Origin of the sequence: Parvimonas parva, assembly GCF_016552165.1 — a bacterium.
Taxonomy (GTDB): domain Bacteria; phylum Bacillota; class Clostridia; order Tissierellales; family Peptoniphilaceae; genus Parvimonas; species Parvimonas parva.
The window spans coordinates 17531-29928 of the sequence record NZ_JACVDA010000011.1 but is presented as its reverse complement, the minus strand read 5'-3'; the positions used below and the strand labels follow the sequence as shown (position 1 = coordinate 29928).

Genomic DNA, 12398 nt, shown 5'->3' with positions numbered 1-12398 from the left:
GTTAGTCCCTTTTGAATTTTTTATTATTATTATTATTTTTACTTCAAATAATTTTCAAACCAATCGAAAATTTCTTTTAATCTTCTTATTCTGTGCATTGGTCTGCCACTTCTTGAAAGTTCGTGATTTTCACCTTTAAACATTACAAGTCTTGCCGGTACATCATGATATTTTAATGCTGTGAACATTTGAATACCCTCAGGAATCCAGCATCTATAATCTTCATCTGAATGTATGAAAAGTGTAGGTGTTTGCGCTTTGTTTGCATATTTAAGTGGTGAATGGTACCATAACTTTTCGTAATTATTCCAAGGAGTTGCAGAAATTTGGTCGTCAATGAAATAATATCCAATGTCTGTAAGTAAAAATTCAGTAGTCATGTTGGCGATTGAACGTTGAGAACAAGCAGCTTTAAATCTGTTTGTATGTCCGATTGCCCAGTTAGTCATAAAACCACCGTAACTTCCACCCATGATTGCAAGTCTTTCTTCATCAAGTGCAGGATAATTTTTGATTACTGCATCTGTAAATTTCATTAAGTCGTCAAAATCAATTTCTCCATATTTTCCACGAATGTCGGCAAATTCTTTTCCACGACCGTCTGAGCCACGAGGATTTGTAAAGAATACAAAGTATCCGTTATTTGCTAAAAATTGCATTTCGTGGTGGAATACTTTTCCAAAAACTGTTTTTGGGCCACCATGAACATGAAGTACGCCCGGATATTTTTTATTTGGGTCATAGTCTGTCGGTTTCATTACATATCCGATAAAACCGATTCCGTCGTTAGTAAAGTTTATTTCTTCAACTTCTGAAATGGAATATTCAGTTGTATCGTTGTGGAATGAAATTCTATTTTCTTCTTCTTTAGAAATTTCGTAAATATCTTGTAAATTAGAATCTTTTAGAGCAATAGCATAAATTTTCCCATCTTTTGAAATATCGATACAATCGATAGAGCCTGATTTTTCATTTAGTCTTTCAAGATTTCCGTCTTTGTCGATTCTGTAAATGTATGAACTGTTTACTTCAGTATTTATAAAATACATAAAGCCGTCTTTAACCAAAGTGCTTTTTCCGCCTGTTAATCTCATATCGGTACCGACTGAATTATACATACACATATCGAAATTATCATTTACAATCTTTTTAAAAGATTTTTCCTTAGTATTTATAATATAAATATTTGAATTTTCATTTAAGCCGTATTCCTTCATATCTGTTGCAATAGTTATGATGTTTTCAGAATCGATAAAGTTTGCATAAGCGAAAGAATAATCTTTAGCTAAAACTTCAACAGCTTTAGATTTAATATCTAAAATTTTAACCTCATTTACAAGTGGCATTCTGCCTGTAAAACTTGTTGCTATAAAAACGGCCTTAGTCTTATCTTCATTTAGTTCTAAACCGTAAATATCAGTAATATCATCACTTAAAGGGATAAGTTCAAAAGTTTTTTTGTTGAAATAATAAAGCCTACTTCTGTCTTCGTTTGTAAAACCGATATTATTTCCCCAGAAAGGAATTTCCGTTGCAACAAGATAGTCCTTAGAATCGTCATATAAGTTTTCTTTATTTTTTTCTTCTTTTTTAGTTTCCTTTTCAATTTTTTCTAATTCTTTTGTTCTGTTGAAATTAGCTAAAACTAAAAATTCATCATCATTAATTTGTTTTATTTTATTTACTAAAGCAGGAACTGTAAAGTCTAAAACTGCCTCACCACCACAAGGGCATATTCTATAAAATTTAGTTGTATCTGAATCGTCTTTTTTATTTTCTCTGTCCCCTGCAAAAAGGATAGAACCGTCTGAAAGCTCAACAAAAGAACTTTCTTTAGCACCATTAGTAAAAACAAAAGATTTTTTAGTTTCTAAATCCATTTTGTAAATTCTATGTTCGTAAGAATTTTTTTCTAAATTCATATTAGAAACAGTGTAAAATAGATTTTTTTCATTTTTACTTAAATGCAAATTTCCTAGAAATTTAAAGTTTTTAAATTCATCAATTTTTATACTTTTCATATTGCCTCCTTAAACAACAATTTACAAGAATTATCTTATTGAAATTCTCTTGCAATTTGATTATACTACAAAAACAAAAAAATTACAAAAAAATTTTTGATAAATTCTAATTATATGATAAAATATTTATATTAAATGAAACTAAAAAAATGGAGAAGTTTATGAAAATTAGAAGACTGATTGATACAGATGCTAAAGAGTTTTATAATTGTCTCAAAATTATTGACAGCGAAACAGATTTTATGATGTATGAACCTGACGAAAGAATTTGGAATGAGGAAAAAATTGTAAAAAATTTAAAAGATGAAAAGAATTTATTTTTAGGAGTGATAGAGGACGGGAAAATAGTAGGATTTTTATCAGCAGAAAGAGGAGCTTTTAGGAGAATTAGACATACTGCCTATATAGTAATTGGAATGCAAAAAAATTACTGTAATAGAAAAATAGGAACAAAACTATTTCAAATGCTTGACGATTGGGCAATTAAAAATGGAATTATAAGATTGTAATTAACAGTAGAATGTGAAAACAAAATAGCTATAAGGCTTTATGAAAAAAGCGGATTTACTATTGAAGGAATAAAGAAAAAAACAATGTATGTAAATGGAAAATATGTAGATGAGTATATGATGTCAAAAATATTTTAATGGAGTGAATATGAAAATAGGACTAGTTTCTTACGAATTTAACAATGGGAAAATTGAATATAATATTGAAAAAATAGAAAAGGCGATTATCTCTTCTAATGGAAGTGCTGATTTACTTTGTTTTGGAGAAACTTTTTTGCAAGGCTTTGACTCACTTTCTTGGAATTATGAAATAGATAAAAATATTGCAATTACAAAAGAGTCTGTAACTATGGAAAAATTAAAAAAACTTAGTGAAAAACATAAAATTGACCTTGCTATTGGCTATATCGAAAGAGAAAAAGAAAATATTTACTCTTCTTATGTAGTGATTGAAAAAGGAAAAATAATCCATAATTATAGAAGAATTACAAAAAATTGGAAAGAATATTCAATTACCGATGAGCATTATTGTGAAGGAGAGATTTCAGAAACTTTTATCTATAAGAATAGAGAATTTAAAATTGCACTATGTGGCGATATGTGGATTTGCCCTAAAAAATTTAAAATAAATGGAATTTTACTTTGGCCTGTGTATTGTAATTTCACAAAAGATGAATGGAAAAATACTGAACAATCTGAATATGCAAAGCAATCTAAATTGGCATCAGATAATGTACTTTTGTTAAATTCAATCACAAAAGAAGAGCCAATAAGCGTTGGTGGGGCATATTATTTTAAAAATGGAAAAATTGAAAATAGTTTAGAATTGGATAAAGAAGATATTTTAATCGTTGAGATATAAAAAATATTCTGAAATTTAGAAAAAGAGTTGACTAGAGGTTTTAATCTCAAAATCTGCTCTTTTTTGTATTTAATATAAAGTAAAGAGGCGAAATTTTTTTAAAATACTTGACTTTATATATTGATATATAATATAATCAATAACGATATTGCAAATCAATTTATATTAAAAAATTCGGAGGTTTATATGAAGAAAAAATTTACTGCAATTGTTTTAAGCCTTTCAATGTGCTTAATTCCAATTAGTCAAATGCAAGTTTTAAATGCAAAAACGACAACACAAGAACAAAAAGATGATATTTCTTTAAAATTTATCAAAGGTAGATTGGGAAGTAGTGATAAATATGAAATTACGCCTAAAGATAAATTAAAGGAAATAGCAAAAATTTTTGTAGAAAATAATGAATATGTAAAAAAAGATAATAAAGCTGCAGTATTTAGAAAAGCATTTTATTTAGATTTATCAAATAACTGTTTATATCTTGGTCAGGATCCAAAGGATAATGAAGTAATAAAAATTGAGTTTAAAGATAAAAGTACTATTTCATTTAAAAAAGATGGAGATAATTTTATAAAAATAGAAGAAAATAACAATAAAAAACCTTCTACACCAAATGAAACTCCTGATAATAAAGAAAATAATGAATTTTCATTAAAAGCAATTAATGAATTAAACTTTGAAAATAAATATTCTATTGAACCTAAAGATAAAATTAGTAAGATTAAGAAAGTTCTTGTAAATGGTAAAGAATTTAGAAAAAAAAGTAGTAAGGGTGCAGTTTTTGGAGATAGTTATTTTATAGACGAAGAAAATAAAGTTTTGTATCTTGGACAAAAAGTGCCAGACGGACATATAGTTAAATTTGTTTTTGACGACAATTCTTCAGTTTCTTTTGAGAGAAAGGGAAAAGAGTTTGTTAAGAAAGAGAGTAATTATTCTAAAAAATATCATTTAAGAATAGTTGGTTCTTTTGAAGCGGCAATTATAGGTCAACAAAAATATGACGCTGTTTCCTCTGCTACTGGTGGTGGAGTAAATTCAAATAAAAATAGTAATGTAAAATTACAAATTGCCTATACAGACAAAGAAAAACCAGCGGATTCAGATTTTAAAGATGCAAAAGATGTAGCAAATGATTTGCAATTAGAAGCAAAAATTATTTCTGAAGATTCCGGTATGCAAGCAAAATATTCTAAAATGGATAACAGTATTAGATTATCAGGAATTCCAACTAAAAAAGGAAATTATAAAGTTTTTGTTCAATCAAAAGATGAAAAGATAAAATCAAATAAATTAGATTTTGAAGTTTTTGATTCAAATGAAGTTACTCTTGAAGAAAGATTGGTTGAGAGTGAATTTAGAGCCTTAAAAAATCCTGAAACAAAAAAAGAATGGGATATGAAGCCTTGGGTAATCAAGAAGTTTGGAAAAGATAAGGAAGAAGTAACAGTTCCAAAAAATCTAAAACTTTGGTTCGGTTCAAGGGAAAGTGGAAAATATTCAGAACTTGGATATCCAATAGGAGAAAATGAATCTACAACTCAAACTTTAATTGTTACAGGAGAACTTTATCTTATAAATATGAAAATTTTAAGTTCTGTAAATATCGTAGTAAAAGACGGTGGTAAACTTAATCTTTCAGATTCATCATTATATGGAAAAATAACAGTTGAAAATGGTGGAACTCTTGAAGTAAATTATGATGACTATCATAAGAGTTTTGCAAGTGGATCTTCTATAAACGGTCAAATAATTTTAAAAGATGGTGCAACATTACAAAACTCTGTTATTTATTCAAATGCCAATTATTTAACTGATGGGAAAAATGCAAAACATATACAAACTCCAGTTGTGAGTGTTCAAGGTAATGCAACTATAAAAGGTAATGTATTTATACGTGGAGATGAAGCTCCTACAGGTGAACAATATAAAGGACAAGGAGCAATGGAGATTGCAAAAGGTAAAACATTAACTATTGAAAAAGATGCAAAACTTGGACTTTTTGCAGGCGGTCGCTATGCTCTTACAAGTAATGGAGGAGATGCTTTAAAATTAGAGGGAACAGTAGCAGGAAAAGGAACTTTAATTGCTGTTGGAGGAAATGGTAGATTTTCAGGCAAAGGTGGAAATGGAGTTTCAGGTAATGGAACAATTACTGTTGATAATGCATATTTGCATGGTGGAAATAGTTATATGAGTAAGAATGAAGGTGGAAAAGCTGTATTTGACTCAATAACTATTGGCAAAAAAGCAAAAGGATATGCAATAGATGGTAAAAAATCTACAAATTCGATTGAAGACTCTAAACTTCAAAATGAAACACCAAATTGGAATGGATATACTGCTCCGAATAAAGACTTATTAGATAAATTAAGTACAGAAAATGCTCCATCAATAGTTGGAGAAAGAGAAAAAAAAGAACTTGAAAGAATTTTAGAAAACACAAAAAAAGAACTTGAAAAAATTAAACAAGAGCTTGAAAAATCAAAACAAGATTCAGAAAAAACTAGAAAAGAACTTGAAAAAATTAAACAAGAACTTGAAAAAGCTAAGCAAGAGTTAGAAAATGCAAAACAATCTGGAAGTAAAAAACAAAATGAAATTGATGAGCTTAACAAAAAAATAAAAGAACTTGAAGAAAAAGTTAATTCTTTAAAAGCTAAGTTCGAAAAAGGAAAGAATAATAATTCATCAGATAAACAAAATAACAACAATCCTAAGGTAATTGAATTTTTATATGGTAAAAATCAAACTGTTACTAAAAATGATGACAATAAATTATACTTTAGATTAGATGAAGATGTTAAAAACTTCGAAAAAGTATTATTAGATGGGAAAATTGTTGATTCATCAATGTATAATTTAAAATCAGGTAGTACAATCATTGAGTTTACTCAAGAATTTAAAAATTCTTTAACAGAAGGAAATCATAATCTTGAGTTTAAATTTAAAAATGGTTATGCCAAAACACAAATTCATGTTTTAAACAAGAAGGAAGACGATAAAAAAGATAAGAGTGAAGTTAAACAAACAAAACAAAAAAATACAAAAAGTAACAAAGGTCTTCCAAAAACTAATATTTCAAATTCAACTATGTTATTAGCAGTAACAAGTTTAGCTGGTTTTCTTTATTCAAAAAAGAAAAATAAATAATTTATAATCTAAAACCTCAAATCAGAACAAAAGATTTGGGGTTTTTGTTTAAAAAGAAATTTATTAAATTTAAAGTAGAAAAAAATTTCAATAGAAAAAATGAAAAAATATAGATAAAAAGTTTTTAAATTCATCAATTTTTATACTTTTCATATTGCCTCCTTAAATAAAAAATTTACAATTTAATTATAATATAAAAACAAAAAAAATACAAAATATTCTTTTTGATAAAATCTAATTATATTATAAAATATTTATATTAAATGAAACTTAAAATTGGAGAAATTTATGGAAATTAGAAAATTGCTAGATACTGATGCTAAAGATTTTTATGATTGTTTAAAAATTATAGATAGTGAAACAGATTTTATGATGTATGAACCTGACGAAAGAATTTGGAATGAGGAAAAAATTGTAAAAAATTTAAAAGATGAAAAGAATTTAATTTTAGCAGTGGTAGATGACGGTAAAAGTAGAACCTAATGCAATATTGAGATTTGTTTATGGAAGAGCTAAAGATAGCATGGGTTTAAAATAAGACAATAGCTTATTAGGACTGATTTTTTGTAATTTTTGTTTATATTTAGTCAGTCCTATAAGCAATACTTTTATATTAATCCCTCTTTTTTCATAAGAGATAACTCTCTCGAAAGGGCGGGTCTATTACAAGCTAAAAATTTCGCCAAATCCTCTCTGGATAATTTATTAGAAAATAGGGAGTCTTTACCATATCTGTCTATATATTTATTAATTTTTTCCCTAATCTTAGGTTTAGAATATATATCTAACTTGTAAGTTAAGTATGAAATTTGTTCATTATACAATTTTATAATATTTTCCATAAAAATCGGTCTGCTTGAACAGGACTTTTTATTTTTTTCAAAGATTTTGCTAATATCAAGGACTAAAACTTTGGAATCTTTTTTTGCAACCATAAATCTATCAGTTAGGGAGGAAAAATTTATAGAAAAAGAATCGGAAATATTATAAATCCTATCTATAATCTCTCTATCATTATCTATTGTTAATAAATCAATTCTTCCGTTTAAAACAATACCGGCCTTAAAACCTTCTGAAAAATCATATAGATACTCATCTTTAGTAAAATTTAAGATCTTATTGTCGATACAAGAAAGTATGTGCTCTATAGTAGATTCCTCTAAGCCATAAAATAATTCGCTTTTTAAAATAATTTCGTCCATAATAGCCCTTCCCGTTGCTTTAGCAACTGTAATAATAAGTATTTATGTTATAATTATATACGTAATGAATATTATTGTCAATAAGGAGGAAATGATATGGAACAAAACAAAATTATATTTGGACATGATTTTTTAAAAATGCTTGGTAGAACAAGACTTAGACCGGGTGGCGGTATTATGACCGATTGGTTACTTGATCAGGTTCAAATCGATAAAGATATGCGCATTTTGGAAGTTGCTTGCAATAGAGGGGATAATCTCATAAGACTTTATACTAAATATAAATGCAAAATAATAGGCATAGACATCGACCAAATTGCCATAGACCAAGCCTTAGAGAATATAAAGCTTTTAGGTTTAGACAAAGAAATTGAAGTTATGAATATGAATGCCTTGAATTTGGAGTTTGAGGATGAAACATTTGATTTAATAATTAATGAGGCAATGCTTACCATGCTTCCAAATGAAGAAAAAGCAAAAGCTCTTAAAAATTATCACAGGGTTTTAAAAAAAGGAGGATACTTATTAACTCATGATGTAGCAGTGGAAAATCAAAGTGAAGATATAAGAAGACAACTTTCAAAATTTACAAACATGGATGTGTATCCTCTAACCGTAGAAAATTGGAATAAACTGTTTATAGAAAATTCTTTTAGACCTTTTTCACAAAGAACCGGCAAGATGATTCTCTTAGATAGAGATACAATCATAAAAGATGAGGGACCGATTGGGGCTGCGAATTTTTATAAAAAAGCTTATTCAGAAGAAAATAGGGATAGATTTACAAAAATGTTAGAGAGATCTAAAAGTACAAAAAATTCTTATATAGTTTCAGCAAGTAAAAAGGAGGATTAGATGAAAGCTATTAAAAAAATATCATTAATTTTATGTTTGACATTGCTTGCCTCAACAGGTCTGACTGCTTGTGGCAATAAGAAAACCGAACAAAAATCAGAAAACAAGAACGCGACTCAAACTGAGAAAAAGGAAGAAAAGAAAAAAACTAGGACAATCACAGACCATGCAGGTAATAAGGTAGAAGTTCCGGAAAAAATCGAAAGAATAGTAATAGATCAGATTCCTATTTTATCTACTTACATGGCTTATCATCATGGAAAGGCTCCAAATATAGTGGGATATGCCGGTTCACTTAAGCAAGTAATTTCAAATACAGTATTAAAGGATATAGCTCCGGAACTTCTTGATAGTCAAAATACTGTTAAAGCTCAATCTGACATAAATATTGAGGAAATAATGAAACTTAAACCGGATGTTATTTTCTACAACGCATCAAATAAAGGACATTATGAAGCCTTATCTAAAACGGGCATACCATGTGTAGGCTTTGCTACTGTTGGTACAAATGGTCCGGCTGATCCAATAGATAGATACACACAATGGTTAAAACTTCTTGAAGATGTTTTTGGTGAAAGTGGAAAAACAAATGACTTTATAAAAGCAGGTCAAGAAATTGTAAAAGATGTTGAAGAAAGAATTGCAAAAATAGATGATAGCAAAAAACCAACCGGCATGATTTTATGGAAATATACTCAAGGTGTACCAATGGTTGCCGGTAAGGGAGTGTTTGGAGATTTTTGGCTAAAGAGAATAGGTGTTAAAAATCTGGCTGACGAAGCAAAAGGTTTTGCTAAAGTTACTGTAGAACAAATTTATAAATGGAATCCGGATATACTGTATCTTGACGGTCCAGGTCTTCTTGACATTACAACAAAAGATGTATTTAAAAATTCAGTAGAAGGTATTGATTTTTCAAATATGAAAGCAGTCAAGGATAAAAAAGTTTATAACACTAAGCTTGGTATGTGGAATTGGTTTACACCAAATCCGGATGGTCCGCTTGTGCTAGCTTGGCTTGCAAAATCAACTTATCCAGATGAATTTAAGGACTATGACCTTAAGTCTATGATTAAAGAATATTATCAAAAATGGTATAATTATGAATTAAATGATGAACAAATTGAGGATATGTTTAGTATATGATTAAAAAAATCTTTATTAAGGATAAAAAAATAAAAGCAAGCGCACATATAATTCTCATAAGTTTACCCATATTAATTAGCATTTTTGCACTTGCTATTGGGAGAATGCCTTTAAGCATTGGACAAATTATAAAATTTTTTAACGCTTATCTAGGTGGGAGAGAATTTGATCCCATGCTCGAATCAGTAATAATAAATGTAAGATTACCAAGAATTATTACAGGTTTAGTAGTAGGAGCAGGTCTTTCCGCAGCCGGTCTTTCTTTTCAAGGGGTTTTTTCAAACCCCTTGGCAACTCCGGACATTTTAGGCGTAAGTTCAGCTGCAAGTCTTGGAGCCGTAATCGGCATACTCCTATCATTTTCAAACCTATCCATTCAAGCCTTAGCTTTAGTTTTTGGATTAATTGGAGTTGTATTAACCCTATATATAGGAAAGACTAGGACTAAGTCATCGACAATAATGCTTATTTTAGCAGGTCTTGTCGTTTCGTCATTGTCAAATGCCTTAGCATCCTTATTAAAATATACGGCAGACCCGACAGACAAGTTGCCAGCCATCAGTTATTGGCTTATGGGCTCTTTTGCAAGATCATCTTATAAAAACTTGATACTTTCAGCACCCCTAATAATTTTTGGGATAATTTTAATAAGACTTTTGATATTTAAGCTAAATATTATGAGTTTATCAGAAGATGAAGCAAAAAGTTTAGGAGTTAATGTTAAAAAAACCAGACTTATTTTCATATTTGCATCAACACTAATTACAGCCTCATCTATATCAATGTGTGGTCAAGTCGGATGGGTTGGTTTAATAATTCCTCATATGGCAAGGATGATGGTGGGAGCAAACAACACTCATACCCTACCTATTAGTTTATCTTTAGGAGCAAGTCTTATGGTACTAATAGAAGCCTTATCAAGGACCGTTTCTGTAATAGAATTACCTATATCAGTTCTTACAGCAATAATTGGAGCTCCGATTTTTATAAGTTTAATTAGAAAAACTGGGGGTGGTTTCAATTAAGTTAGAATTAAAAGATGCAGGATTTTATTTTTACGAAAATCAAATATTATTTAAAGATTTGTCATTCGTCCTTGAACAAGGTGAAGTTTTATCTATTCTGGGGCCTAATGGAGTTGGCAAAACAAGTCTTATAAGATGTATATGTGATTTTGAAAAATGGAAATTAGGCAGTAGTTTTATCGATGAAAAGGATGTTTCAAGTTATAGTAGAAGGGAATTATGGTCTAAGATATCATATGTTCCACAAAAAAGGTCATTTTCTTTTGAATATTCCGGAATAGATATGGTAGTGTTAGGGCTTTCCAGCAAGATTGGACCATTTGCAAAACCGGGTGCAAGAGAATATGAAAAGGCAGAAAATCTTATGAAAAGCTTAGCTATAGAAAATCTTAAAGATAAGTCATGTTCAGTGATGAGTGGAGGAGAACTCCAGATGGTTCTCATAGCCAGAGCCTTAATTTCAGATCCGAGATTAATCATATTAGATGAGCCGGAAAGTGGGCTTGATTTTAAAAATCAGCTAAAAATAATTTCATTAATCAAAAAACTATCCAAAATAGACAATATCAGTGTTATTATAAATACTCATTACCCGACCCACGCTCTTGAAGTAGCAGATAAATGTTTGATGTTAATGCACAATGGCAGACATAAAATAGGCAAAATATCCGATATTATCTGTAAGGGAAATATGAAAGAAGCATTTAGCGTAGAGGTTATACTTGAAAAAATAAAAAAAGATAAGAAAGAATATAATACTGTAATACCCATTAGCATAGTAGGTGATTAAAATGAAAAACATCAGTAAGGGAAAAATATTGACACTAGAAGAGGTCATACCCATAAAAGACAATCAAACTATAAGCAAGAAACTTGTAGATTTATATAATCTTCACATCTTACTTATGAGTCTTGATCAAAACACCAGTATTTCCCCTGAATTTTATGCTGAAGAAAGATTATATTTTGTTTTAAAAGGCGAGCTTAAATTTAATAATGAAAGACTTATAAATAATGAACTAATACTTTTTGAAAAAAATAAACTTTTTGACATAGAGACAAGGGAAAAAAGTATATTTTTAGAAATCGCAATTAACTTAGAGGAGGAAGAAATGAAAAACATTGACAAAGGGAAAAAAATTAAACTAGTTGACTATTTAGATTATGTGGATGGAGGAATCGCAAACATTGACCTTGTATCAAAAGACAAGTTTAAGGTTGTTCTACTAGCTTTTGATGCAGGTGAGGGCCTAAAACCACACAAAGCTCCCGGAGATGCTCTTGTCGTAGCACTTGAGGGCAAGGCAAAGCTTCTTGTTGGAGATAAAGAAGTTGAGATTGAATCAGGAGAACAAATAGTATTTCCGGAAAATGTAATCCACAACGTAACTGCAATTACAAAATTTAAGATGATGTTAATCTTATCTATAGATAAATAAAAAAGATTGAATGATTTTTCAATCATAAATCTGATACTATCGAAGATTATTATATTTTTGTGAGATTGAAATTGTAATAAAACATATTTTTAAACAGTAAATCAAATTTTACTGTTTTTTTTCTTGCCTAAATTAATGGTTGAATACATTTATTTATAATTTAAAATGTGATATAATTAAGCTATT

The 12398-nt window shown here is 29.0% G+C and carries 12 protein-coding genes; 10 read left to right on the top strand and 2 right to left on the bottom strand.

What is annotated here, in order from left to right; genetic code table 11:
- Window positions 1-38 precede the first annotated feature (38 nt).
- Window positions 39-2021, bottom strand: coding sequence for an alpha/beta hydrolase family protein (locus tag IBJ83_RS04710; RefSeq protein ID WP_201275577.1), 1983 nt, complete (start codon window positions 2019-2021; stop codon window positions 39-41).
- A 161-nt stretch (window positions 2022-2182) separates the two neighbouring features.
- Here IBJ83_RS04710 and IBJ83_RS04705 point away from each other — a divergent pair, with 161 nt between their 5' ends.
- The 5 genes from IBJ83_RS04705 (at window position 2183) to IBJ83_RS04690 (ending at window position 7028) form a co-directional block, all read left to right on the top strand.
- A complete protein-coding gene (locus IBJ83_RS04705; RefSeq protein WP_231698868.1) occupies window positions 2183-2530 on the top strand; it encodes a GNAT family N-acetyltransferase in 348 nt (115 codons plus the stop codon).
- A gap of 24 nt (window positions 2531-2554) precedes the next feature.
- A complete protein-coding gene (locus IBJ83_RS08500) occupies window positions 2555-2668 on the top strand; it encodes a GNAT family N-acetyltransferase (protein ID WP_333473019.1) in 114 nt (37 codons plus the stop codon).
- A 10-nt stretch (window positions 2669-2678) separates the two neighbouring features.
- On the top strand, window positions 2679-3392 hold the full coding sequence (locus IBJ83_RS04700; RefSeq protein ID WP_201275576.1) for a carbon-nitrogen hydrolase family protein: 714 nt from the start codon (window positions 2679-2681) through the stop codon (window positions 3390-3392).
- A 186-nt stretch (window positions 3393-3578) separates the two neighbouring features.
- Entirely contained in the window at window positions 3579-6545 is a 2967-nt protein-coding gene (locus IBJ83_RS04695; protein WP_201275575.1) for a hypothetical protein, read from the top strand.
- 288 nt (window positions 6546-6833) lie between these two features.
- Window positions 6834-7028 (top strand): hypothetical protein, encoded by a 195-nt coding sequence (locus IBJ83_RS04690; protein WP_231698867.1) that lies wholly within the window; start codon window positions 6834-6836, stop codon window positions 7026-7028.
- Window positions 7029-7153: 125 nt separating this feature from the next.
- On the opposite strand, the gene IBJ83_RS04685 is transcribed toward IBJ83_RS04690, so the two are convergent.
- A complete protein-coding gene (locus IBJ83_RS04685; protein WP_201275574.1) occupies window positions 7154-7747 on the bottom strand; it encodes a Crp/Fnr family transcriptional regulator in 594 nt (197 codons plus the stop codon).
- 96 nt (window positions 7748-7843) lie between these two features.
- On the opposite strand from IBJ83_RS04685, the gene IBJ83_RS04680 reads away from it, so the two are divergent.
- Genes IBJ83_RS04680 through IBJ83_RS04660 form a run of 5 tightly spaced genes read left to right on the top strand, consistent with a single transcriptional unit; the run spans window position 7844 to window position 12212 of the window.
- On the top strand, window positions 7844-8602 hold the full coding sequence (locus IBJ83_RS04680) for a class I SAM-dependent methyltransferase (RefSeq protein WP_068474676.1): 759 nt from the start codon (window positions 7844-7846) through the stop codon (window positions 8600-8602).
- Window positions 8603-9748: an ABC transporter substrate-binding protein gene (locus tag IBJ83_RS04675; RefSeq protein ID WP_201275573.1), complete on the top strand. Its 1146-nt coding sequence runs from the start codon at window positions 8603-8605 to the stop codon at window positions 9746-9748. It begins immediately after the preceding gene.
- Window positions 9745-10773 carry a FecCD family ABC transporter permease gene (locus IBJ83_RS04670; protein WP_201275572.1) on the top strand — a complete coding sequence of 343 codons (1029 nt, stop codon included), beginning with the start codon at window positions 9745-9747 and terminating at the stop codon, window positions 10771-10773. The genes IBJ83_RS04675 and IBJ83_RS04670 overlap by 4 nt, the downstream gene beginning before the upstream one ends.
- The gene (locus tag IBJ83_RS04665; protein WP_201275571.1) at window positions 10760-11563 is read left to right on the top strand and encodes an ABC transporter ATP-binding protein; all 804 of its coding nucleotides are present in this window, start codon (window positions 10760-10762) and stop codon (window positions 11561-11563) included. Before IBJ83_RS04670 ends, IBJ83_RS04665 begins: the two co-directional genes overlap by 14 nt.
- A 1-nt stretch (window position 11564) precedes the next feature.
- Window positions 11565-12212, top strand: a complete 648-nt coding sequence (locus IBJ83_RS04660; RefSeq protein ID WP_201275570.1) for a cupin domain-containing protein — start codon at window positions 11565-11567, stop codon at window positions 12210-12212.
- The last annotated feature ends 186 nt before the right edge of the window (window positions 12213-12398 follow it).

Excerpts from the sequence above, each read along its gene's own strand:
- IBJ83_RS04705 (WP_231698868.1), top strand. The coding sequence starts at position 2,183 with ATGAAAATTAGAAGACTGATTGATACAGATGCTAAAGAGTTTTATAAT.
- IBJ83_RS04690 (WP_231698867.1), top strand. The coding sequence starts at position 6,834 with ATGGAAATTAGAAAATTGCTAGATACTGATGCTAAAGATTTTTATGAT.
- IBJ83_RS04670 (WP_201275572.1), top strand. The coding sequence starts at position 9,745 with ATGATTAAAAAAATCTTTATTAAGGATAAAAAAATAAAAGCAAGCGCA.
- IBJ83_RS04685 (WP_201275574.1), bottom strand. The coding sequence starts at position 7,747 with ATGGACGAAATTATTTTAAAAAGCGAATTATTTTATGGCTTAGAGGAA.
- IBJ83_RS04680 (WP_068474676.1), top strand. The coding sequence starts at position 7,844 with ATGGAACAAAACAAAATTATATTTGGACATGATTTTTTAAAAATGCTT.
- IBJ83_RS04675 (WP_201275573.1), top strand. The coding sequence starts at position 8,603 with ATGAAAGCTATTAAAAAAATATCATTAATTTTATGTTTGACATTGCTT.
- IBJ83_RS04700 (WP_201275576.1), top strand. The coding sequence starts at position 2,679 with ATGAAAATAGGACTAGTTTCTTACGAATTTAACAATGGGAAAATTGAA.
- IBJ83_RS04695 (WP_201275575.1), top strand. The coding sequence starts at position 3,579 with ATGAAGAAAAAATTTACTGCAATTGTTTTAAGCCTTTCAATGTGCTTA.
- IBJ83_RS04660 (WP_201275570.1), top strand. The coding sequence starts at position 11,565 with ATGAAAAACATCAGTAAGGGAAAAATATTGACACTAGAAGAGGTCATA.
- IBJ83_RS04710 (WP_201275577.1), bottom strand. The coding sequence starts at position 2,021 with ATGAAAAGTATAAAAATTGATGAATTTAAAAACTTTAAATTTCTAGGA.